Annotated in this window: 25 protein-coding genes and 1 pseudogene; 9 read left to right on the forward strand and 17 right to left on the reverse strand. The window is 40.4% G+C overall.

The genetic code is table 11. The features are described 5' to 3' along the window. Positions 1-2048, forward strand: a 2048-nt coding sequence (locus tag RMX98_RS33120; protein WP_409882070.1) for a CHAT domain-containing protein, incomplete at its 5' end; no start/stop codon positions are given. Here RMX98_RS33120 and RMX98_RS33125 read toward each other — a convergent pair. Continuing rightward, complete coding sequence (locus tag RMX98_RS33125) at positions 2035-2430, reverse strand: hypothetical protein (RefSeq protein ID WP_322679945.1); 396 nt, start codon at positions 2428-2430, stop codon at positions 2035-2037. The genes RMX98_RS33120 and RMX98_RS33125 overlap by 14 nt on opposite strands. A 234-nt stretch (positions 2431-2664) precedes the next feature. Here RMX98_RS33125 and RMX98_RS33130 point away from each other — a divergent pair, with 234 nt between their 5' ends. Beyond that, positions 2665-3429: an ABC transporter ATP-binding protein gene (locus RMX98_RS33130; protein ID WP_322679944.1), complete on the forward strand. Its 765-nt coding sequence runs from the start codon at positions 2665-2667 to the stop codon at positions 3427-3429. 45 nt (positions 3430-3474) lie between these two features. Here RMX98_RS33130 and RMX98_RS33135 read toward each other — a convergent pair whose 3' ends face one another. Further along, positions 3475-4005: an orange carotenoid protein N-terminal domain-containing protein gene (locus RMX98_RS33135; RefSeq protein ID WP_322679943.1), complete on the reverse strand. Its 531-nt coding sequence runs from the start codon at positions 4003-4005 to the stop codon at positions 3475-3477. A 222-nt stretch (positions 4006-4227) separates the two neighbouring features. Here RMX98_RS33135 and RMX98_RS33140 point away from each other — a divergent pair, with 222 nt between their 5' ends. Beyond that, positions 4228-4602: a hypothetical protein gene (locus RMX98_RS33140; protein ID WP_322679942.1), complete on the forward strand. Its 375-nt coding sequence runs from the start codon at positions 4228-4230 to the stop codon at positions 4600-4602. 334 nt (positions 4603-4936) lie between these two features. On the opposite strand, the gene RMX98_RS33145 is transcribed toward RMX98_RS33140, so the two are convergent. Next, the gene (locus RMX98_RS33145) at positions 4937-5572 is read right to left on the reverse strand and encodes an HAD-IA family hydrolase (RefSeq protein WP_322679941.1); all 636 of its coding nucleotides are present in this window, start codon (positions 5570-5572) and stop codon (positions 4937-4939) included. Then, a pseudogene (gene queG, locus RMX98_RS33150) lies at positions 5547-6520 on the reverse strand (tRNA epoxyqueuosine(34) reductase QueG). The gene RMX98_RS33145 and the pseudogene queG overlap by 26 nt, the downstream one beginning before the upstream one ends. A gap of 434 nt (positions 6521-6954) precedes the next feature. Here queG and RMX98_RS33155 point away from each other — a divergent pair. Then, a complete protein-coding gene (locus tag RMX98_RS33155; protein ID WP_322679940.1) occupies positions 6955-7386 on the forward strand; it encodes a nuclear transport factor 2 family protein in 432 nt (143 codons plus the stop codon). Positions 7387-7651: 265 nt separating this feature from the next. On the opposite strand, the gene RMX98_RS33160 is transcribed toward RMX98_RS33155, so the two are convergent. The 3 genes from RMX98_RS33160 to RMX98_RS33170 all read right to left on the reverse strand — a co-directional run bounded on the left by RMX98_RS33160 (position 7652) and on the right by RMX98_RS33170 (position 10634). Then, positions 7652-8077, reverse strand: a complete 426-nt coding sequence (locus RMX98_RS33160; RefSeq protein ID WP_322679939.1) for an anti-sigma regulatory factor — start codon at positions 8075-8077, stop codon at positions 7652-7654. 3 nt (positions 8078-8080) lie between these two features. Beyond that, the gene (locus RMX98_RS33165; RefSeq protein ID WP_322679938.1) at positions 8081-9754 is read right to left on the reverse strand and encodes a SpoIIE family protein phosphatase; all 1674 of its coding nucleotides are present in this window, start codon (positions 9752-9754) and stop codon (positions 8081-8083) included. 163 nt (positions 9755-9917) lie between these two features. Then, entirely contained in the window at positions 9918-10634 is a 717-nt protein-coding gene (locus RMX98_RS33170; RefSeq protein ID WP_322679937.1) for a response regulator transcription factor, read from the reverse strand. Between the two features lie 425 nt (positions 10635-11059). On the opposite strand from RMX98_RS33170, the gene RMX98_RS33175 reads away from it, so the two are divergent. After that, entirely contained in the window at positions 11060-11815 is a 756-nt protein-coding gene (locus tag RMX98_RS33175) for a WecB/TagA/CpsF family glycosyltransferase (protein ID WP_322679936.1), read from the forward strand. A 285-nt stretch (positions 11816-12100) separates the two neighbouring features. After that, positions 12101-12847, forward strand: coding sequence for a cell division ATP-binding protein FtsE (gene ftsE, locus RMX98_RS33180; protein WP_322679935.1), 747 nt, complete (start codon positions 12101-12103; stop codon positions 12845-12847). Positions 12848-13055: 208 nt separating this feature from the next. On the opposite strand, the gene RMX98_RS33185 is transcribed toward ftsE, so the two are convergent. Then, positions 13056-13853 carry an armadillo-type fold-containing protein gene (locus RMX98_RS33185; RefSeq protein ID WP_322679934.1) on the reverse strand — a complete coding sequence of 266 codons (798 nt, stop codon included), beginning with the start codon at positions 13851-13853 and terminating at the stop codon, positions 13056-13058. A 186-nt stretch (positions 13854-14039) separates the two neighbouring features. Then, positions 14040-14624 carry a hypothetical protein gene (locus RMX98_RS33190; protein WP_322679933.1) on the reverse strand — a complete coding sequence of 195 codons (585 nt, stop codon included), beginning with the start codon at positions 14622-14624 and terminating at the stop codon, positions 14040-14042. Between the two features lie 495 nt (positions 14625-15119). Here RMX98_RS33190 and RMX98_RS33195 point away from each other — a divergent pair, with 495 nt between their 5' ends. Then, a complete protein-coding gene (locus RMX98_RS33195) occupies positions 15120-16016 on the forward strand; it encodes an alpha/beta hydrolase (protein ID WP_322679932.1) in 897 nt (298 codons plus the stop codon). A gap of 295 nt (positions 16017-16311) precedes the next feature. Here the strand turns inward: RMX98_RS33195 and RMX98_RS33200 are convergent, their stop codons facing one another. Beyond that, on the reverse strand, positions 16312-16848 hold the full coding sequence (locus RMX98_RS33200) for a DUF4330 domain-containing protein (RefSeq protein WP_322679931.1): 537 nt from the start codon (positions 16846-16848) through the stop codon (positions 16312-16314). Between the two features lie 393 nt (positions 16849-17241). On the opposite strand from RMX98_RS33200, the gene RMX98_RS33205 reads away from it, so the two are divergent. Continuing rightward, positions 17242-18105: a M48 family metallopeptidase gene (locus RMX98_RS33205; RefSeq protein ID WP_322679930.1), complete on the forward strand. Its 864-nt coding sequence runs from the start codon at positions 17242-17244 to the stop codon at positions 18103-18105. A gap of 99 nt (positions 18106-18204) precedes the next feature. On the opposite strand, the gene RMX98_RS33210 is transcribed toward RMX98_RS33205, so the two are convergent. Beyond that, entirely contained in the window at positions 18205-18960 is a 756-nt protein-coding gene (locus tag RMX98_RS33210) for a metallophosphoesterase family protein (RefSeq protein ID WP_322679929.1), read from the reverse strand. Between the two features lie 251 nt (positions 18961-19211). Between RMX98_RS33210 and RMX98_RS33215 the strand changes: the two genes are divergently transcribed. Further along, positions 19212-19496: a DUF2470 domain-containing protein gene (locus RMX98_RS33215; RefSeq protein ID WP_322679928.1), complete on the forward strand. Its 285-nt coding sequence runs from the start codon at positions 19212-19214 to the stop codon at positions 19494-19496. A gap of 182 nt (positions 19497-19678) precedes the next feature. Here the strand turns inward: RMX98_RS33215 and RMX98_RS33220 are convergent, their stop codons facing one another. From RMX98_RS33220 to RMX98_RS33245, 6 genes are all read right to left on the reverse strand, one after another. Continuing rightward, positions 19679-20038: a type II toxin-antitoxin system PemK/MazF family toxin gene (locus tag RMX98_RS33220; RefSeq protein WP_322679927.1), complete on the reverse strand. Its 360-nt coding sequence runs from the start codon at positions 20036-20038 to the stop codon at positions 19679-19681. Then, positions 20025-20255, reverse strand: a complete 231-nt coding sequence (locus tag RMX98_RS33225) for a CopG family transcriptional regulator (protein ID WP_322679926.1) — start codon at positions 20253-20255, stop codon at positions 20025-20027. Before RMX98_RS33225 ends, RMX98_RS33220 begins: the two co-directional genes overlap by 14 nt. A 606-nt stretch (positions 20256-20861) precedes the next feature. Then, positions 20862-21656, reverse strand: a complete 795-nt coding sequence (locus tag RMX98_RS33230; protein ID WP_322679925.1) for a Tab2/Atab2 family RNA-binding protein — start codon at positions 21654-21656, stop codon at positions 20862-20864. A 161-nt stretch (positions 21657-21817) separates the two neighbouring features. After that, positions 21818-22087: a YciI family protein gene (locus RMX98_RS33235; protein ID WP_094351573.1), complete on the reverse strand. Its 270-nt coding sequence runs from the start codon at positions 22085-22087 to the stop codon at positions 21818-21820. Positions 22088-22317: 230 nt separating this feature from the next. Continuing rightward, positions 22318-23514, reverse strand: a complete 1197-nt coding sequence (locus RMX98_RS33240) for an ATP-binding protein (RefSeq protein WP_322679924.1) — start codon at positions 23512-23514, stop codon at positions 22318-22320. Positions 23515-23602: 88 nt separating this feature from the next. Further along, positions 23603-23758: a WD40 repeat domain-containing protein gene (locus tag RMX98_RS33245; RefSeq protein WP_409882073.1), complete on the reverse strand. Its 156-nt coding sequence runs from the start codon at positions 23756-23758 to the stop codon at positions 23603-23605. Positions 23759-23768 lie beyond the last annotated feature (10 nt).

Here is a 23768-nt window from a genome sequence, read left to right on the forward strand (position 1 = left end):
CCGCGAATACTGAACAAGCGATCGCTTCTTTTTCTCGTGCACTAGAAGTTACTACCCGTAACGACTTTCCAGATAATTGGGCAAAGACGCAAAATAATCTGGGAAATGCTTACAGTTATAGAATATTGGGTGAGAAAGCCGAGAATATTGAAATTGCGATCGCTACTTATACTGCTGCACTAGAAGTTTCTACCCGTCGCGACTTTCCAGATGATTGGGCAAGGACGCAATTTAATCTGGGGAATACTTACCTTTACAGAATCAGAGGAGATAAAGCTGAGAATTTAGAACGAGCGATAACTGCTTATACTGCTGTACTGGAAGTTTACACCCGCACTGTTTTTCCTTACGAATATGTCGAAACTTTATTCATGCTGGGTATTGCCTACAAAGAAGCAAACCAATTTGATTTAGCTTACAGTAAGTTGGCTGCATCCATAAAAATAGTGGAATCTTTGCGAGGAGAAATTGTTTCTGATGATCAGGCAAAGCTTAAACAAGCAGAAACATGGAACAAACTTTATAGACGCATGGTAGAAGTTTGCCTAAAATTGGGTAACGTTAAGGAAGCGATTGAATACGTTGAGCGTAGTAAAAACCGTAACTTAGTTGAACTTATCCTCAACCGCGATCTCAAAACCTTCTTCCCTCAACAAGTTGTGACTCAACTAGAACAACTGCGAGACGAAATAGCGATCAATCAGTATCAGCTCCAAAATGGCAAAACTGAAAATCCAACAGCCCTAGCTCAATATCTTCAAGAGTTACGAAACAAACGCCAAGAATTACAAGATCAATACTTGCCTATTGGTTCTGGTTTTAATTTTAACTTATTCCAAGCAACTTTGAATAACAATACAGCGATTATAGAATGGTATATCGCTAGAGAGGAAATTTTCACTTTTGTTATCCAGTCCAATGGACAAGAAGTAAATTTCTTACAATATCAACCAGAAGACATAAAATCCCTCTTTGATTGGGAAATTGAATATATGATGGACTACGCCGCATACGTAGAAAATAACCAAAACCATCAATGGCAGGATCAGCTAGAAGAACGCTTGAAAAAGTTAGCAGAAATCCTGCATATAGAGGAAATATTAGCTTATATACCTAAACACTGCGACAGACTAATTCTCATTCCCCATTGCTTTTTGCATCTGCTTCCTCTCCATGCTTTACCTGTGAAGGAATTATACTTACTTGACTTATTCCCCAACGGTGTAGGCTATGCACCCAGTTGTCAACTTCTGCAACAAGTGCAACTGCGTCAACGTCCTGACTTTCAATCTTTCTTTGCTATTCAAAACCCTACAGAAGACCTTTTTTATGCAGACTTAGAAATAGAAATTATTCAGCATTATTTTCCGATTGAAGAAACAACAATACTGGGTGGAAAAGATGCTAGTAAAAAAGCTTTAGATACAAGAATAGCAAATTTAGCAGAAGTAAATTGTCTTCACTTTTCGTGTCATGGTTTTTTTGACCCCAACACCCCTGCTAATTCTTGTCTAGTTTTAAATGGTGCAATTGTTAATGAAAAAATTGACCTCAATAAATGCTTAACTTTCGCTGATTTATTCAATAAAGATTTTAATCTCAATCAATGCCGTCTCGTTGTCCTTTCTGCCTGTGAAACTGGTATGATTGACCCCCTAAATACCAGCGATGAATATATTGGCTTACCTAGTGGATTTCTTTATGCAGGAAGTTCAAGTGTAGTCAGTAGTCTTTGGACAGTTGATGATGTTTCTACAGCATTTTTATTTATTAAATTCTATGAAAACTTGCAAAACTATCCAGAATTAAAACAGGGAGATATAGCAGTAGCTCTAAATAAAGCTCTGACTTGGTTAAAAAATCTTACCAGTGAAGAAGGAGAGCAGCTTTTACAGCAAATTCAGCCCTATATTGATATTATGTTTCAAGGACAAGATGACATTCTTAAAGAGTTATTTATTGATGGCGCAAAAACTAAACTTCAATCTAATCCCCAACCATTCGCCAATCCTTTTTATTGGGCAGCTTTTACAGCTATTGGTTATTAGAATCAGATGAATTAGAATTACACCATGTTTTTACACCTTTTTTAGTTAAATAAATAACCACAGGAGTAGCAATAGCCTGGGGAATTTGACCTGTAGCCGTTAAACTACTCACAGCAACAGCTAATAGTCCAGCCATTAAATCATCAATAAATGTTTCATCGCAAATAATATGACGAAATTTTTGTGCTAATTCATCTAAAATTGGCTTTGATTTAGTAATAGAAATATTATATTTAGGAGCAAGTAAATTTACAGCTTTAGCTAAATCCCCACCAGATGCTTCTATGATTTTAATTGCATAAAGAGCATCATCTAACCCTGTAAATTTATCACGATATTCGGCAATTTCTTCAGAATTAAGGATAATAGAGTTAGTAGTCATGTTTTTTAATGATTCTTACGGTTTTACCAAAGTATCATAATGTAGGTATGAGTGCAAACTTCGCAATTTTGCTATTAAATTAACTTATTAGCAAACAATCTTTAAAGTAGATTCTTAATTCTTTCCCCAATTGTTAGAAACTAATATTATCCTAGAGATAAGAAGTAAATAGAGAAATGATGGAAATCTTGTAAAGACGCGATACGTCTCTAGTAACTAAATAATTAAATCCTTATGGCAAACACTATTTCAATTACCGATTTTCCAATTCCTAATCCCGTCCCAAAACCAACTATTATTCGTTTAGAAGATATCTTTAAAGTCTATGGCAGTGGCGAAACTGAAGTCAAAGCCCTTAATAATGTGAATTTGACTATCCACGAAGGCGAATATTGTTCAATTATGGGGCCTTCTGGTTCAGGTAAATCCACAGCGATGAATATTATCGGCTGTCTAGATCGTCCCACAGGCGGACATTATTACTTAGATAATATCGATGTGGCGCAAATGGATGATAAATCATTGGCACACATCCGTAATAAGAAGCTGGGGTTTGTCTTTCAACAATTCCATTTATTGACCCAACTAACAGCATTAGAAAATGTGATGCTGCCAATGGTCTATGCTAGTGTCGATTCAAAAGAAAGAAGCGATCGCGCAACAGTTGCCCTGACGCGAGTAGGTTTAGCAAATCGCCTCAACAACAAACCAACTCAGCTATCTGGTGGACAACAACAAAGAGTAGCGATCGCCCGTGCGATCGTCAATCGTCCCGTAGTCCTCTTGGCCGATGAACCTACAGGCGCACTTGATTCGCGCACAACCCAAGAAGTGTTAGATATTTTTGGCGAACTCAATGCCAGTGGAATCACTGTCGTCATGGTGACACATGAACCAGAAGTCGCGCGTCAAACCCAGCGCATCGTCTGGTTCCGTGATGGTCAAGTAGTACATTCCAACCTTACGCCAGCCGACTTAAATCAGTTGGCTGTCTCGTAGGTTTTTAAAGTCCGTGTAGCCAGGACTTCCAGTCACCAAAGCTGATTACAAACTTGGAGTTTTCCCTGTTTCTGCTTGCGTTGCGATCGGCTTGACATCGGTGTAACCCACTTCATCAGCTATTGTCCGAAACACTGACATTTGTTCTTCAAAATCTAGTCCTTCAATTTGGTCAAGCAGATCATTAATTGCTTTACTTGGCTGGTAGCTATCTGGCATCCCAACTACCTTATCCCCCATAGCTACCGCCCAAGCATACCAAACTAACAACTGGTTGTTTTCTTTGATCGCCCCATAAGCACGAGAATATTCTGTGTCTTTGCGGTTAACGATATCCCGCATAATATCTAGTTGCTGCTCATCGGATAATTTAAAATAATCTCCTAGCAGAAGTGGTGCTAACTCTGGTTCAGCCGCAGCCGGAGCTGCGGGTGTGACGGAATCACCCATTTTTTTATAAGCAAAATAGAACCAGGCTAATTTAGCATCGGTATCTAGGGCGTTAAATCCATCCACCAATTTTTGAGTTTCATTGCTCTGAGCTTGAGAAATAGTTTTGTCGTAACTTGCAGTCATTATTATTTATCTCCAAGATAATTTATAAGTGAAACTAATTCTTACCAAAGTTTAAGGATCAGATTCTACTATCGATAGAAAGAGTTAAATTAATTAGAAATTGCAGCTTTAATCTATCTTTTAATAGAGGTAAAAGTCTCTCGGAAGGAAGCAAAAAATTAGGAATTGCCTTGCTATGATCGCTCAAGTAAGCAATAAAAAATTTACTTAAGGATTTTAATTATGCCTGATGAAGTAAAGCCCAATTTAAATGAAGCTCCCACCCATGATGCTCAATTAGCTGCCGAAAACATAGCTAGTGGTGAAGAGCAAACGCCAAAAACAGATTTTGATGCTGATTATGCCACTGCACAAAAATTCAGCGTGAGTGATGTTGACCGCACAGGTGAAGGTGCAGCAGCGGCCGAAGCCGCTACTGGATCTCAAAATAAAATCTCTAAGCCACAAGAGACAAAACCTCAATCACAGTCAACTGGTAATCCTGATGATTTTGCAGAGTTAGCCAAGGAAGTTGGGAATTCTAAAACTGAGGTCGCAAGTAATGTCAGTGATGATTTAGTAGAACAAGCTTTGGAAAAGGGTCAACCTCAAAAGTAATTTTTCCAACTAAAAACGTTACGCGTAGCTTGCTTCCACGTTCGCGGAGCGTGCCATAGGCAAGTGGTACTACGCTCAGGGTCAACGCCAAGTGCAGATAAGGCGTTGATTCTGACTTTTGAATTAGAGAAAAGCTGAATTCTTGTTAAATAATCCCATAATTCACCCAGTAGCTTCAAAAGTAACGTCTGCGTGCCATCAAACCAATCCCAATTAGACATATACCGAGCGGACATAATATTATTTGGCGTGCAAACGGATAGATGCAATCTTTAAATTGCATTTTTCAGCAGTTATTCAAATATCATCTCATGCAATTTGACCAGATTATTAATTAACCACTATTCATCACTTCTAATAGTTCGCTAGGTTGTTGAATTAAATAATCTGGATTTTGCTTGGCTAATACTTCCGGTGAGTTAAAGCCCCAAGTCACTGCAATCACTTGGATATTTGCTTTTTTAGATGCTTCTATATCTCTGGTTTCATCCCCGACATAAATCACTTCTTGAGGTTTGAGTTGCTTCTGCCTCAATACATTATTAATGATCGTTGTTTTACCAAAAATTGTAATTCCTGAGTAAATAAAATCAAATAAGTGATTTAAATCATTAATTGTGAGGAACTGCGTCACATTTTCTTTAGAATTAGAAGTGATAATACCCAGTTTATATCCTTGATTTTGCAATTCTATTAATGCTTCTTTAATTCCCGGAATTGGTTTTAATTCGGGAATTTTGTTTTTTAATTCCCCTTTAACTTTTTTAACTAAAAAAGGTATTTTAAATAAAGAAACTCCTGAATACTTAATAATTTCCCTAGAGGTTAAGTTCTTAAGGAGGGATAATTGTTCTGGGCTGATGTGTCTATAACCAAAGTCTACAGCTAAACGATTAGCAATACTTACAAGGGCATCTACTGTATCAGCAATAGTGCCATCAAAATCAAAAATAATTACTTTCGGGGTCATTCTTTGCCTGGATGCGTCAAGATTAGCTAGGGCGTTGCGTCGTAACATTTCTGGCTTAATCCGCCGCAAGGCAGATGCTGGAAATTGTTTGTCCCACTCCTGATCTGAGATTTGGGCTAATTCTAGCAGTTTGGGAGCAATATTCCCAACATAAGGCTGGAACTCTGTAATATCAGTTGTGGTGGCAAAGCGTTGATTCCAAGGACAAACATCTTGGCAAATGTCGCAACCAGCAACCCAGCCCTGCAAATGAGGTGTAATTGTTTGTGGCAATTCCTCGGCGCGATTTTCAATGGTATGATAAGCAATACAGCGATTAGCATCGACGACAAAAGGCTGGGTAATTGCACCTGTAGGACAAGCCTGAAGACAACGAGTACAGCTACCACAGTGTTCTGTATGCGGGCGATCGCTCTCTAATTCTAAATTGGTCAACACTTCTCCCAGAAATACCCAAGAGCCAAATTCGCGTGTAATTACATTACCATTCTTGGCAATCCAACCAATTCCGGCAAGTTGAGCCAACACTTTATCTTGCACTGGCCCAGTGTCTGCATAATAACGAGCTACTACGCCTGCATCAAGTGATTCTAGCCATGTAGATAGCTGCTTGAGTTTTTTATGCATCACCTTGTGATAATCTCTTCCCCAACCATAACGGGAAATTTTGGCATATTCCTCGCTTTCAGGACGTTGATGTGGTGTGTAGTAATTCAACGCCACACATACTAGCGATCGCACTTCTGGCATCACTAAGCGGATATCCTGACGCTTTGGGTTAGCCATCCATTTCAGATCGGCGTGATAACCCAGTTCAATCCATGCTTGTAACCTCTGCGCTTCTATGGCATTTACCCTATCTACAGCAGTAATTCCAACTTTATGAAAGCCCAACTCGCTGGCTTTTTCTTTCACCAGACTGCTGTTTGTTACGAAATACTGATTCATTTTTTTATTTGGATTTTGCCTAACTAAAGGCAATTTCATTCTACATTATGTAGTCAATACCTTTGCTTAAGATTTATTAATTACCATACATATAACCTGTTTTAAGCTGCATATAGGACTCATATTTGATTTCTGAAAAAATTCAGTGCAACTCAAAGAGGCTTCTTACTTATTGCCTATTGCCTATTGCCTCTTGCCTATTGCCTCTTGCCTATTGCCTATTGCCTATTGTCTATTGCCTATTGCCTTCTGGACAAATAAGTATGGCTACGCCAAGTTGCGCGAACATAAATCAAATCGGATTGCTATAGTAGCTTAAATCTTCCATCGTGAGGCAGATTTACCAATATGTAGCAATCTATCTCAATAGCGGCTTTCTTTTTAGCTATTTTTGTATTGAAATTAATATTCAGCTAGCATATACAGGTAATTCTATGACCTCTGCTGAATTTATATCTCCAGCGCAGTTGACAGAAGAATTCCAAATCGAGGGAATTACAGAACAAAGTGTACTGCGTTATTTTGAAACCTTAAATGCAGGAGAATTTGAGACGACTGCTGCCTTGTTTGCGGTAGATGGTGTAATGCGTCCACCATTTGAATCTGATCTTGTAGGGACAGATGCGATCGCAGCCTACTTAAAACAAGAAGGCCAAAACATTAAAGCTTACCCTAATGCCGGAATAGTCGAGACTTTAGAAAACGGTGATATCCAAATCCAGATAACAGGCAAAGCACAAACTTCGTGGTGCAGTGTGAATGTCTTGTGGCTATTTATCCTCAACCAACAACGGCAAATTTCCTATACTAGAATCAAACTTTTAGCTTCCCCCAAAGAGTTACTTTCTTTACGTCGTGAAAACTAGCAAAAAACTTTCAGGAGGCAGGAGGAATCATCATAAATAAATTTAGGCTTCCGTGTGAGCGTCAGTCGAACGGGATTTAATGAGTTTTAATAAGAAAGAATATTTAATACTTAATTTTGCCCAAAAAGGGCAAATTTTTAAACAAATATTCAGATGTTCTCTAACCCGCTTTGCCTGACGCTATCAACCACTCAGACAAAACTCATGGCTTTATTCTGATTCCTGAATTCTTCATAAATAACATTACTTGAATAGTAACTTTTATCTATTGGACTAATTCAGGTAAAGTAGCTTCTAACTTGAGACAATTAGCACCATTAACCTGTAACTTGTAATCTACTTTATCCATGAGACGATTCATAATCAGCCAACCATAACCACCTTCTTGTTTTTCCAGAGGATTGGGAGCGTAGTAATTAGACATATCAAAACCTTCGCCGTAGTCCCAAACTTCTAGGGCAAGATCCCGGTTTTCCACTTCCAAACGCAGTAAAATCGGTAAATTTGGTTTGTCCTTGTGGGCATGACGGACTGCATTTGAATAGGCTTCAACTAACGCCAGTCTCAAACGACTTGATTGCCGCGACCAATCCACAGATTCTCCTAGCTGGATTTTCAAACATCCCAGCAACCAGTTTTCGACAATATTCAGAAAATTCAAGTCACTTGGTACATGGAGCTCACTTTTCATGACTTACAAAATCTCCAGTGAAAGTATAGTTTGATCGTCTTCTTGAACGTGATTATCTGCTTGGATGCGAGCTAGTAAATGGTTAAGAGAAAGTGGTTTTTGCTCTTGTTGTAAGAGTTGCCAAAGACCATCTTGATTCAGCATAAAACGCTTCGCTGGCTCAACCCCAGGTATAGCTGGTGCTGATAAATCAGGATTATTTGATACCATTGCTTCTGTAATTCCATCACTGGCTAATAACAATGTGTCGCCAGTAGTGAGAACCACGCGACCAGACTCTGCCTGCCACTTAGGCAAGATTCCCAAAGGAATGCTACGGACTTTGAGGTAATTGGGATTGTCGGTTAAAGCCGAGCAGCGTGACCATAATAGTGGATAGATGTGACCGGCATTAGTATAGACGAGTTCCTTAGTGCTAGGGGTATAACAAGCTAACACAAGAGTGATAAAATAATTGTTGCTAATTAAATCTTCACTCAAAGCGTGGTTGAGGTTCTGCATAACCACATTTGGCTCTGCTGGTGACTCTTGAGATAATTCCCGGCGCAAGACTGAAATAATACTAGCCATAAATAAAGCGGCTGGAACGCCCTTGCCAGAAACGTCACCCACCGCCAACCACAAATCGCCTTTGGGGTGGACAAAAACTTCAAAAAAATCGCCTCCTACTTCCCGTGCTGGATAGCAGCAAGCTTGCACCTTTACGCCTTTGATATCAGGTAAACTTTGGCGTAGCAAATTGTATTGAATTTGACGAGCCACCTCCAATTCAGTGTGAATTTGCTGTTGCTTTTCTTGGAGGCGCTGGTAGAGTTTTGCTTGGGATAGAGCTAAGGCTGCTTGTTCGGCAACACCTGCAATCAGTTGGATGTCTTCATCTTCCCAAGGGCGATCGCGTCCCCATTGATGGAGGGCCAGCACAGCCAATAAATGCTGATGATAGCTAAGTGGCACAACTAAGTGATGACAAGGATTACCGTTATATACATCTTGAGCAAGTTGATAATGACGGGTTTCCAGCACCTTTTCAATTAAAACACTAGGATCGAAGAAGCAATCTGAGACAGTGGATTTGGGATCGTGGTAAACAAACTTGTCTTGTATGAGGCGATCGCCCTCTACTGGTCTGAGTAAGCAACTGGTAGCTTCAAATGTTTCTCCAATAGTTGCGACAATTTTTTGCAGCATACTATCGTAGTCTAAAGATTCCCGAATTGCTGTTGTTACCGCATTAAACAAAGATTCTCGCCGTAGGGCCCGACGCAACTCTTGGGTACGCTTCTTAACTAAGCGATATGTATCAGTCGCTTGCTCAACTAACCCTCTGAGCCTTTCTGGATTCCAAGGTTTGGTAATATACTTAAATACCTGACCGGAGTTAATCGCATCGACCAAATCTTCGACATCAGTAAAACCAGTTAACAAAATCCGAATCGTGTCTGGATAGCGTTCTACGGTGCGACTAAAAAATTCAGTCCCATTCATTTCTGGCATTCTTTGGTCAGAAATAATCACCGCCATCTCGCCAAATTGATCCAAGATTTCCATAGCACCAAAGGCATGATTGGCTTTATATACTTGAAAATCTCGCCTAAAAGTGCGGTAGAGTAAATCTAAGTTATCTGGCTCATCATCTACCACCATGAGCTTAAGTTTTTCCGCCCCGATCTCAGCCATATTTGACTTTTTTTTTCACATATTTGAATGGCGAGATAGTATGATGTTTATCCCACCTGATAAATAACAGAAAATCAGAGAATCCCTTCACTTTGAAAATATAACTTTCTCAAAGTTGTGAGTTTCCCTCGATGTCCTCAATTGATCCACACCAAAATTAAATTTATCCAACTAACCCAGAACGCAAGGCGCGGACTGCTGCTTGGGTACGGTCATCGGCACATAGCTTATTCAAAATATTGCGGACGTGAGTTTTAACAGTCCCAACAGTGATGTAAAGCCTTTCCGCAATTACTGCATTACTACAACCTTCGACAATCAACTGTAACACTTCCAATTCCCTTTCTGTCAGGGTGTAAGGTTGAATTCCTTCCATCTCAACAGAATCAGGGTTAGGGGCAATAGTTTTAGTACCGACAAAAGCCGATTCCAACTTTTGGGGATTTTGTTGCGCTTGTTGTAATACAATCCGAGCGATCGCCGGATCGATCCAAGCGTTGCCATTGTAAGTTACTCGCACTGCTTCCAGCAAATTATCAAATTTGATATCTTTCATACAGTAAGAGTCTGCACCAGCAGCAAAAGCTGCCAATACCGCTTCTTTGTTATCCCGCAGCGTCAAAATTAAAACCTTTGTAAGTAGCTGTTGCCCATTAGTAGTAGATTTTACCTCCCGTGTTAACTCGATGCCATCCTTATCTGGTAAACCAATATCTACAATGGCAATATCTGGTCGTACCATTTTTAACATTTTTAGCCCCTCAAGAGCATTGGCAGCTTCACCTACAACTTCAATTTCATCCTTTTGCTGTAGTGCTGTCCGAATACCTACACGAGTTAGGTCATGATCTTCAATTAAAGCGATACGAATTTTACTCATAGCCAACTACAGCCCGTGACACTACCTATAACCATAAAGTCGAGTTTCGTTACATACTCCTACACTAACTGCAAGTAGTATAGTGGAGGCTTCTGTTCCCGGAACCAGAGTTGCGAGTTGAGCGTTTTATACTGAGTGAATATTACACTTTAACAATAAAAGTTGGACTGGTTCAGCCCAAGTACAAGCGCCCAAGACTAATAGAAATATGAGTTAAATTAATTATGCGTTACCTGAAATACTTGTATAGAATAGCACTGCTACGTCTATATATTCTTTTTCACTCATATTTCTAACTAGTTTAATTATGTTTTCTATTGTTGCAGAGCAATGGGGTATCTCTCCTGTGGAAGTTCTAATATAAAAAATTTGATAAACTTAACATTCATGGAAAATCTGGTGTAAGGATTACTCAAGAATAGGCTATGTCTAACGACAATCAAGCATTTTCAGTTTTGGGAATACCAGTTCATCTGATGGCTAACTATCCAGGCTGGTTATTAGAATGCCTGCACGCAGGCAAAGGAACTCATGTAGTAACGCTTAATGCAGAAATGACTATGCAGGCAGAGCGAAATCAATTATTAGCTCAGGTCATTAAAAATGCTGAACTCGTGATTCCAGATGGAGCCGGGGTGGTTCTGTATTTACGATGGCTGTTATGGCAAAAAGTGCAGCGTTTTCCGGGGATTGAATTGGCAGAAAAACTTTTGCAAGAACTTGGGCAACAGAAGACAGGAGCAAAGGTATTTTTCTATGGAGGTGCGCCTGGAGTGGCCGCAAATGCGGCAAATTTTTGGCAGCAGCAAATTCCAGATTTGAATATAGTCGGCACTCACTCAGGCTATCATTCGGCAGAAGAAGAAGCGCAATTGCAACAAACTCTTGCTCAATTGCAGCCAGAAGTGATTTTTGTCGGTTTGGGAGTGCCACGTCAAGAGTTATGGATTGCCGAAAATCGCCATTTGTGTCCTCAAGCAATTTGGATTGGCGTTGGTGGCAGTTTTGATATTTGGTCGGGAACTAAAACTCGCGCTCCCGCCTGGTTAGGAAATAATAATTTGGAATGGTTATATCGGCTTTATCAAGAACCTTGGCGCTGGCGGCGGATGTTGGCTTTGCCAGCCTTTGCTGTGAAAGCGTTTGTTTATCGTTTGACAGCAAGGGGTGCAATTAGTTAATGGGGCAGGGGGCAGGGGATGAGGAGATGTGGTGATGCAAAGAAAAGATTAATACTATCTCTGTGTAAAAGTATCCCTATGCCCAATGCCCAATTCCCAATTCCTAATTCCCAATGCCCAATTCTGAGTATTATTACTTAGTAAATATTAAAGTCTTCAAAAACTTTTAAATTTTCTTTGTTGAATTTAAATTCCCAGGCAAAACCTGGGAATCCTTATTTTTGAGAGGAATGTCACATCTGAGCTATCAAACTGTTTGGTTGTGGGTATGAGGAAAATTTAACAATGCCAGTATTAACAACTCAAGTGAAGACAGACAAATCTGTTCGTAGAGAGGACTGTGAAACTCAACAGCACGGTAGCAATACTACTGCAAAGGTGCTATTGCAATCTGTAACCAAGACCTATACTAATGGCTCTCACGCCTTGTTGAATGCGAACCTTGAAGTAAAAAAGGGAGAATTTCTGTTTATCACGGGGCCAAGTGGTTCTGGCAAATCAACGCTCTTGAAGTTGCTGTATGGGCAGGAGTTGCCTACACAGGGAGAAGTAATTGTTGATGAATGTAATGTAGCGGATTTACGGGGCGATCGCTTGTCATTATTGCGGCGACGAATTGGTATTGTGTTTCAAGACTACAAATTGATTACCCAACGCACAGTGGCAGAAAATGTCACTTTTGTGCTGCAAGCTCAAGGGTATACCCGTAAAGAAATTCAACGACGTTTAGAACCAACCTTAAAGCTGGTAGGTTTGCTGAATAAAGCTGACTGTTTTCCAGATCAACTGTCTGGGGGAGAGCAACAGAGGGTGAGTATTGCCCGTGCGATCGTTGGTACGCCACCCTTGCTGCTGGCGGATGAGCCTACTGGAAATCTCGATCCAGATAATTCCTGGCAAGTGATCCAGATTCTCCAGAAGTTAAATTCCTTTGGGGCTACAGTAATTGTTACCACCCACGATGAACAATTGGTAAGGCGGTGCAATCATCCAGTAGTGCAAGTTCGTAATGGAAAGCTGTCTCGAAAATAGTCATTAGTCATTAGTCGCTTGTACTGAGTTTCGACACTTCGACTACGCTCAGTGCATCGCTACGCGGTAATCGAGCGACTTGCACTGAGCGGCATCGAAGTGAGTCGAGATTCAACTACCGCGTAGTCGTTGGCGCACTCTCTCGTAGAGAAGTATTGGTCTTTGGTCATTTGCAAATGACAAATGACAAATGACAAATGACAAATAACTAATAAATATGGTGTTTGACTTTTGCTGATACGGGTGTAAAAATTGCTGCTGTTTTGGGGGGTAACACTTGTAGGCGATGGTCTCCGACCGACCGGAGGGCATCGCAGGCTTGTAAACTCTTAAAAGCTGCGTCTCGAACTACAACTTCTTCCTCTCGACTAAGTAAGAGTTGCAAGCATTCCACAACATCTTGCTGCACTGAAGAATCAACTCGCTTACGACTGATCAATTTAGTTAGTTGACTTAGAGCAATCAACCGCTTCAATGGCTCTTTTTCTGTTAAATTGACCAACAACTGATCGAGGTGGTCTTCTTCTCGATTTTCATAGAAGTTGATAATTTGCCATACCAATAAAATTAAAGTTAACAGTGTTCCCACGCCTTGTACGATAGCACCAGCAGCAATCCAAGGGCTGTGAGAGTCAACCCATATTGCTGCTGCCATGTAAGTGCTGACAGTAGCAAGACCACCACTGATGACTGCTAACACTAACCGACGATTTGAACTATTTAAAGACTTACGTATTTTAGACCAGTGCAATTTCCAGTCCCACTCTTGCATTGAGTAAACCAATACCATTACTCCAATGCCAATTAAGAGAGCCAATAGCAGTTTCCAGTTCCACAACAACATGGCAACAACGATTGTCAGGAACCCAAGAAAGCCCCCAGGCCCAGAGAAGCGCTTAAATGTTTGCTTCTTTATGGCTCCCTTTGTCTTGATTTTTGGAAGCGACCAGTTCCAGCCGGGGATTTGGTTGATCAATTGCTGCCAAGAAGACGAAGCCTGTGCCACAGTGTTTACCTACTTGATTACGAAATTACCTATTGTATAAGTTTTACTATGGATGAAGAAAGGATGAAGGTTCAAACCACAAGATTTCCGGTTTTATGGACGGATAATAAACTAGTAAAGTACGGCGCAAACTAAGATACCATTTTCAATGGCTCAGAGCAAGGGGATCTTGTACGTAAGTTCTAATTAAAGACAAAAATGAAAGTTATCAAGAGTGAATTGACCATCAAAAGCACAGAAGGTAACGCTGTAGATGTTGTTCGCATTTATAGATAATAAGGTATTGGGGGAAATTGCCGAGTCTGAGTTGGCAAGATTAGAGCCTGGTAGTATAGTTTGAGCGAGCAGTTGCCGATCGCGATCGTAGGCGGAAAGCACTAGCCGTTGTGAACTAGTAACATAGGCGCTAACCGAGTTAACCGGACGCAAGAAAGTAGCTTCTAAAAATCCGTTTTTGGGCGCTCCCATTAAGACTGTTAGCCCTGAATAGGCTGGAAATGCTGGATTTGATGGCTGTATTGCTAAAGAATTATGAAAAATTACTCCCCAGCGTTCATATTGGCGCTCTACTGCTTCAAAACACTTCAAGTCTTCTAAGTCTAAAAAAATACAAGTAGGTACAGTAACTCTGGCAGCATCAAGAGCTGGCTCGATCTGACCTCGCCAAGCTGAAGCTTTAATTTCGTTTTGGATATTAAAGTTGTCAAGCGCAAATTTAGCGTCTTCAATCGTTGGTAGTTTATTTGATTGAAGAGCAGCCTGCTTTACCATGACATCCCGCCTTACCATTACTTAGACAATAATCAGATTATTTATACATTAAAAACTATTATTTCTACATATATTAAGTAGAATTAACAGCTTATTAAAATAAGCGTTTTAACTATATGTTGACGCTCAAAATTAATTGGTTTTTTGATAGACTAGCATAAAAACTTATGCGGGATTCACGCTGGAGTTATCCTCGCTACCATGATAAACCCTTATAAAACAGTAATTTCAACGTTAATCTACTTTTTAGTATAAAAAAAATCACCAAATCTTTACAAGTAATCCAGTAATTTTATATCTACTTAATCTGACGCTAGCGAGAAGTCTTAAAGTGATTGGTTCACTCATAATAACAATGACCGCAAAGTTTGAACTAAACACATGAAGAGTGCTGAATCCTGTTAGCGGTAACAGGGCGTTGAGCCAGTGCTGAGTTAAAAGACCAGGTTTTTTTCACTTCTGCCAGTTAATCACTACAGTCAATAAAAAATACTTATGTTTCAACCACTAGGATTTGAACAACGCTCCATAAATACCTCACTAGGTAGAACTGTATATTATACTGCTGCTGGAGCGCCTTGGCAGGACAATGTTACCGACAACGATGAGCGGGAAACTTTGGTGTTCCTGCACGGCTTTGGTGGTGGATCTTCTGCTTATGAGTGGTCGAAAGTTTATCCGGCTTTTGCTGCTGAATATCGGGTGATTGCGCCAGATTTGATCGGTTGGGGGAGGTCTGAACATCCGCCACGGAGTTATAAGATTGAGGATTATTTGACGACGATTCGGGAGTTTTTTGAGCAGACTTGTACTGGGCCTGTAACAGCGATCGCTTCTTCTTTAACCGCAGCATTTACAATTCGGGTAGCAGCAGATCATCCTGATTTATTCAAGTCTTTAATTCTTACCACTCCCGCCGGACTTTCTGACTTTGGTGAAGACTATTCCCGTAGTTTTTTTGCCCAGTTAGTTAGCGTTCCCATTGTAGATCGTTTACTTTACAGTACTGGAATTGCTACTGATGGTGGTATTCGCGGCTTCTTAGAACAACGGCAATTTGCTAAATCCAATCGAGTTTACCAGGAAATTGTAGATGCTTATCTACAATCCGCCCAACAGCCAAATGCTGAGTATGCAGCACTATCCTTTGTCCGTGGCGATTTATGCTTTGATTTATCCCTTTACATTCAACAGTTGACCACTCCCACCGCCATTATTTGGGGACAAAAGTCAGAATTTACCGGCCCCTCAATTGGTCGCCGTCTTGCCGAAATCAATCCCCAAGCGATCCGATTTTTTCAACAGTTGGAAGATGTCGGATTAACACCACAGTTGGAATTACCAGCAGTGACAATCGGGTTAATTCGCAAATTTTTGCCTTTGCTTAATTAATACGATCAAAACTGCCTTTGTGGTTCCGAGGGACTACAGCAATCCGATTTGATTTTTGTTCGCGTAGCGTGGCGTAACCATACTTATTTGCGTAGGAGGCAATAGGCAAGAAGCTTTTTTGAGTTGTACTGAATTTTTTCAGAAATCAAATATGAGTTTTATATATAGCAATCTTGAATAATTCGTGAGAAACAAGATCCCCGACAACTTTTACGAAGTCGGGGATCTCCGGCTGGCAATTTTCACAAATTAAATAGGATTGCGATAGAAAATATTATCAACAAAAGTCATAATACTATTTGTCTTTCAATCTAATATCAATGACAGTTGCATTGAAGTTGTAGTTATAGCCTTCTAACTCAAATGGCATCCCAATTTTCACTTTACTGCTACCTAGAACTGGCCCGCTTTCAGTGCTTTTGGCTTTACCTTCTAAGGTCAAAAGCATATCTGTACTAAAATTGTTGGTCTTGGGATCTGGTAGTTCTTTAACAGTGCCATCAGGTTGGAAAACATTGACTGTTCTAGGTAGCTGTTGAACAGATTTAATCTCAATCGGCCCCCCGTATGGTTGATTGCGGATAATCACGCTAGTTTTCCCGCCTTTTTTTAAGCCACTGTTAAATAATTGCTCTGGATCGCGTACATTCAAACCACGAACCACTAAGTCTACTTCTATGGGTACTATTTTCTCACCGATTTGGGCAAGACCCAAGCTAGACAAGAAGGTAGACAAGATGACAAATATAACTACCAGAGTTACCAGCGCAGCGCCTAAATCTAGGAGGTTGATTTTGCCGAACAAACGACCTTTTGAATCTAAAATAGCCATAAAAAATTTTCCGAGGTAATAGTGAAGTAATTGATTGTCGCAAGAAGGTTTTTGATGGGAAGAGCAATTTTCCCTATTTGGTAATAACTCAATGCATCTGGGGATTATGGTTATGCGACAGTTTATCACGAGTTCGTAAGTTACCAGGAGCGATAGCTAACCCAGAAACTATTACTTGTTAAGACTGACGCAGCTAGAAAGTCAAATCTAGTGTTTAAGCCTATCTCTAGAGAGAATCCCTAGTTCCCCGCAGTTCGGTAGATTTGCCTAAAGATTATCCTGATAACAACTCCTTTGGTCTGGAGTTAAGAATGCAACTTAGAATACTCTAAATCCGTCTCATTATTTGTCTCATTATTTTATGTTCTCCCAAAATAATCTTCAGAGCGTATTATGTTCAACTGGAAAGGTTTTGTTGTAAATTACCGTGTATGGCGGCGTCGTTGGTTTTATCCCCTAATTTCGGTGGTAGTTGCCCTGAGTTTGTGCCTGAGTACACCCTTGCCTGGAAGAACTTTAGATTTCTTGCCTCTTCTACTTCAAGGAGTTCAGGCATTTCAGCTTTCTAATATATCTCCTAATCAAGAAGTTGATCTTGGTAAGCAGATTAATCAGGAATTAGTCGGCAGTCAAGTCCGACTTTACCGCAATCCCGAAGTTAATCGTTATGTAGAGCAAGTTGGTCGGCGTTTAGCAGCGAATAGCGATCGCCCCGATCTCCCCTATACTTTCCAGATCGTTCAGGATGACACTATTAACGCCTTTGCGACCTTGGGCGGCTATGTATATGTCCACACGGGTTTGCTGAAAACCGCAGACAATGAAGCGGAACTAGCAGGTGTACTCGCCCATGAAATTGGTCACATTGGGGGGAAACACGTAGTCAAGCAGATGCAGCAAAAAGCCCTTGAAAGTGGTCTATTAACAGCAGCTGGCTTAGATCGGAATTCAGCAGTGCAAATTGGTGTACAGATAGCACGAGACTTACCACGCAGTCGTAAAAATGAATTTGAGGCCGATCAAAGAGGACTACGGACTTTAACACGTACTGGTTATGCCCAGTCTGCAATGGTTTCTTTTATGCAAAAGTTGCTGAAAAAAGGTGGTTCTACTCCAACATTTTTGAGTACACACCCCGGAACCAGCGATCGCATTGATGCCCTCAGACGTGCAATTAACTCTCAACCTAGTAATGGAAAATATGGTTTGGATAACGCTAGTTATAAAGCTAATATTCGACCACTAGTAGGGTCTTGAGGAAATTGGGCATTGAGAAAAAGGAGGCAGAAGGCAGGAGGCAGAAGTTTTTGATTTGTGAATTGATTTCTTCCCACTCCCCCTCATCTCAAATATTGCTTAATTCTTATTGCGGCGATCGAGTTTGATCTTGGCTGGATCAATGGTCGTTACAACCTCTTCTATAGGTAGGATACGGATATAGTTTTTAAAGATGTTAACTTGATAAACTAATTGATTTGTGACATCCAATCCAGTCAACCAGCCACTCCGGGGATGATAAGCGCCAGTATCTATGTCTAGCCATCCCTGTCCTTGTGCCAGTTTCCCAGGAGAAACACCCGGCAGGGTAAAGGTAATGGTGTGACCGATGATAATTTGCTTATCTGGAAAGTAGGGTTTTTCAATGCTGTGAAATTCCTCTCGTATCCAGCACAGTTGATCGGCAGTTTGTTCTGTCACCGATTTGCAAGGGTCAACACCAGCATGAGTTAACCAAATATCCCCTAAGTCAAGGTATGTAGGCAAATTTTTTAACCAATCCAGATGGTCATCGGGAATTGGAGCCTCTTGGTAACTGGCCACGGTAGCTTGCCCTCCACCATACAGCCATGCTTGCATCGTCGAGGAGGGAGTCCTTTCATTGGTGAGAATGTTTAATAACATCTGCTCATGATTTCCCAGCAAACACAGGTAGTTATTTCGTTTGACAAAATTAACCACTTGTGCACTATGAGGTCCGCGATCAATTAAGTCTCCCAGAAAATAGACTTGATCAACTGACGTGGGGGCGATCGCCTCCAACAATGTCATTAAACCTTCATAGTGTCCATGCACATCCCCAATTACAATTCGTCTGGGGCTAGTTTCGCTCATTGTCTCTTAGCTGCAATAGTTTGGGCTAATACTTCTGCTACAGTTTACGCGGTCTGCTTTCCGCAATGAAAGGTAAAAATACTGAAATAAGTTTTATTTTAATTTGATTCTTGTACAACTAATAAACTTAACTTATCAAATATATACAAGGGCAATTATTTTTCAGACATCACTTATAATAACGATGGGTTTAAATTAGCTCTTTTGTGCTAAGTTAAACTATTTAGCTATTGATAAGTTTTAATTTTACAATGTCTAATGATTTTTCTGCTGAAATTAGTTCGCGCATCTGCAAGCACATGAATGACGATCATGCTGATGCTGTAGTGATTTATGCTAAAGCTTTTGGCGGTGTAACAGATGCGATCGCAGCCGAAATGCTGTCAATTGATGCACAGGGTATGGATTTAACAGCGCAAGTAAATGGGGAAACCGTACCAGTTCGCATTCAGTTTGATCATGTTTTAGTAGATGCGGAAGATGCCCATCAAACTCTGATTGCAATGGTGAGGCAGGCGCGGGTGAACGCTAAATAGGAAATGGCAAAGTAATTTATAGCAGTTTTCAATCGATACTATTTCATAATGATATAAATTTCACCTGGTTTTTTGACTTATCACCAAATAATGCTGTCTGGGTATTCTTCTTGAATGGTTGAGATACTATATCAATCGATTTTGGAGGGAATACATCATCCAAAACCTCCAAACTAACATCCCTAAACTACAAATCCCAGAACTACATTTAAAGCTGTATGAATAAGTTCCCAGTACTCTGACTCCAGCACACCCAGTAAACCCAAAATACGACTATTGTCAACAGCACGAATTTGCCCAACATCAATAAAACGGTCTTGATCTAGTCCATTATTTGGTGTTGCTTTTATATTGACAACGTAGGGGGCTTGTTTACTTCCAGGTCGAAATGGTATGACAATTGTCAGCAATCCATACTGATTCATGATGTCATTTTGCACAATCAAACAAGCGCGGATTTTTTTTGCTTCAGCCCCTACTGTTGGATCGAGATTTACCCAACGTATTTCTCCTCGCCGATAAGTTAAATTACTCCCTGGCATTTATGCCATCTCCAGCAACGCTATCCCAGGCAGCAATTTCAGCTTGATACTCTGGATCTTCAGTATCCTGCTTGAGGGCTGCAATTATTTCTGCTGCCAAAATTTGGCGGCGGTGTTCTGCTAGCAGTGTATTAATGTATGCACTACGATTTCCCTGTGCATACTGATCTACAAATCGCAGAATGTCTTCTTCTAAGGTAATTGTGACTTTGAGCATTTATTTATAATTAATTTTTAGTATTACTATCTAGTATGATTTTATCATCATACTAAAATTACCGTAAAGCATAGACATATAACCCACATTTCTCACAAAACGGTAGGGGCGGATTCACGAGATATTCGTGAATGATTGAAGCATATTTGTGAACCCGCCCCTACAGCCTCTGGACTTGGGTTTCTTGAAGAAGAATTCAGAAGTCAGAATTCAGGAGTCAGAATCAATTAGTGGGGGATTCAGACCCACCACTACGAAAGTTGACCACCAAATTTAAAATTTGGTGGGGGTCTTAAACCCACTTATTCATCCGCCAGTCGTACAGAATTTATACTGAATTCTGACTCCTGACTCCTGAATTCTATTTTGATAAATTTGGTGAGAAATTCGGAATATAGTGTTTTGCAGTCAGACATTGCTTTAGTCTATTTCTTTAGCTGTAGAAATTAAGCGAAAAAATATTTTTGGCAATTAATATAGGAATCCGGTTTGATTACTGAAATCACTTGGCTTAGTAGGCAATAGGCACTCTTACAATAGGCAAAAGGATTTTAGAAGATTAAGGTATACCGAATTTTTTTCACGCAATCAAATCTGAGTCCTATATCAATTTTCTGCCTGCAATAGCCAAAAGCCGCTATAAGTCATACCAGAATCATCGGGTTGAACTAATAGAAAATGCAATCCTCGGCAATGCTTTTTGCGTTGTTCAAATGCTTGGGCTGCTGTGGTAACTTCTGGATCTTCAAATGTGGCAACAATCCATCTATCTACTAAACCAGCTTCTAATATTAAGCCATCCGGTGCGCCAGAAATGTAGTTCAAGCTGACGGCACGGGCTTGCTGCAACCAACGTGCTAGGCGCATTGATTGTCGTCCCCCATAAATGACTACACCAGGAACGGGGATTGTTGATGCTAAACCTAAATTGATTGGTTTGAGATGTTCTGGAATGTGCAAAATGGGAATGGGGCGATCGCTAAATCTTGTTTCTACATCATTAGCAGCTAAACTTGCAAAACGCCATTGTTCTCCCCAGAGGTTTTCTGGTAATGGTGCTGGGGGTGGTTTATCCAGCACTGAGGGATATTGCTTTTCTTCTAACCACTGCTTTAATGCCAAGGTGTGGCGGGTAGGTTCGACATTTATACTTAAATTGCGTCCAGCCGCCTCAATTAAGCTTAGAGACTGAGGGCGAAACACCTGGATCACATCTGGCAATTTTTCACCTGCGGCTAACTCAAGTTGAGTCGCAACCCAATTAGAATTTGCTGCTGACTGGAGACAGGTGGCTTCATATTGAAAGCTGCGAGTTGCATCACAAATCAACAACTCCCATAAAACTTGTCCAGATGCATCTGGCAACGGACGACGATAAAAATCAATCTGCCAAATTTTCATTATCTGGGGAGTGGGGAATGGGGAAGGTGGGGCCCCCTCTGGGGATAAGGGGTAATGGAGAATGGGGAATTGGGAATGGGGAATTATAATCAATGCCCAATGACGGCAGCTCCACTTGGGGAGACCCCTGCGTACCCGTCACTGCCTCCCCAATGCCCAATTTATAAAGCCTGAATCCATTCTTTGACAGAATATTCAGTCCAGATACCATTTTTCCAGTAGGGATCATTTTCAATTAACTGGCGCACAGTGGCTTCGTCTTCGGCTTCGTAAATCCCAAAAACTTTTGTGACATCTTTGGTGGGGCCAATGGTAATCAGCACACCAGATTCTTTTTGTTTTGCTAATCCGTCTAAATGAGCTTGGCGATGGGGGGTGCGTTTTTCGAGAACGTCTTCGCAGTAAGTTCCCCAAAGTACATATTTAGTCATAATTGCTTGTTACTCCTACTGGTTAATAAGATATTACTCTGGCGGTTTTTAAGAGGTTGCTTGAAAAGTGTTTCTCTGTGACTTTAGGCACTTTTAGATCCCCCCTAACCCCCCTTAAAAAGGGGGGAACCGGAATTAAAGTCCCCCTTTTTAAGGGGGATTTAGGGGGATCTAAAACTTTTGCTATCGACAAGAGGATTTTTCAAACATCCTCTAAGCGCCCTTTTAACTCAAAAGTTAGACTCAATTTTTTGCCTCAACCAATCACGAAAGCTAGCATGATAAATACTATAGTGGATTTCTGCTGCTATTGATTCTAAATGTAAAAATTCTCGCCACTTGTCTAAAATTACCTTGATTTCATATTCATCTACATCTAATCTTTCTGCGATCGCTTCTATTGATATTGGTTGCTCTTGAACTAAGATATTTAACACCTGCAAAGCCATTGGTTGCTGTTTACTGGTTGCTAAATTCATTTTTTTTAAATGATTTTGGTAATATATCTGTAAATTTTGGGGGTAAATATCCTCATTAATAGCTGTTAAGATTTCTTGAACATACATAAAATTGGTTTCATCATCAAAACTTTGTGTTATGTTGAGCGAAACATCTCCGGGATTCTTCTGTTGGCTAAGGTTACGCACCCAGAGGGAAGCCGCAGAAGCGTCTACAGAATGAAATGATTCATTTAAATAAGTTTTAATATATTCTTGGATATCAGCGCGATTTTGTTCAGGGTAATTTGATAAATCTAAAGATTGGGCTGGTGTTTCAATTAATAAACCTGATTTATCTGCCAAAAAAGGACGACGACTAAGGATAAAATAAACTTTCTCAGGTAGATAACGGGGTAAATAGAAAATATTTGAGCCGCGTGGTTGATTGTTGATATCAATTCTATCGCAGCCATCTATAGTAATAATTAAACGTTGTTTTGGTTGCAATCTATTGCTGATTTGTTGCAGTAATAACGATAAAAAACCACTGTCTTCTGTGGTAGAGTCAGAAAAATTAGCGGTAAGATTGTTTCGACTCTGCCCTTCGGCTACGGTTCCATCGAGCGAAGCCGAGATGCTCAGGACAGGCTCAACACTAGTTTTAATACCTTGATTTTGGGCGATTTCTATTAATTGAGTGCAAATCGTCGTTAGAAATTCCTCAACGCGATTTTTATCTGGGATTTCGACATTGTAATAAACAACTCCCGGATTTTGGCTGACATAATGGGCAAGAATGGCACTTTTACCAATCCCAGGCTCGCCGATAATAGTAAAGTAGCCCCGGTCAGATTGATTGAGAAAGTTGTTGATAGCAGCAAAGACAAATTCACGACCGACAAAGTTTTGATTTTTAGCGGTAATGATTTGCTGAAATTCTAGGGGATATCTGGGGATATTGATAGAATTTTCAGTAATGGGTTTCATTTTTTTTACCCCCTTCTAAACGGAGGAAATGAACACGCCCTGACGATTCTCCTGCTATAATTGTTAATCCATTTGGGTAATCTTCACATCAATTTATAGGACTATCACCAATAAAAGTAGAGATTTCCTTTCCTGTCTGTAGATCCCACTGTTTGAGGGTGTTGTCAAATGAACCAGAAACGGCTGTTTTTCCATCTGGGGCGATGGCTACTGCTGTTACACCCCTGTTAGAGCGGAAGAGCAAACGTATGAAC

The organism is Nostoc sp. DedQUE02, from assembly GCF_034531035.1.
Taxonomy (GTDB): domain Bacteria; phylum Cyanobacteriota; class Cyanobacteriia; order Cyanobacteriales; family Nostocaceae; genus Nostoc.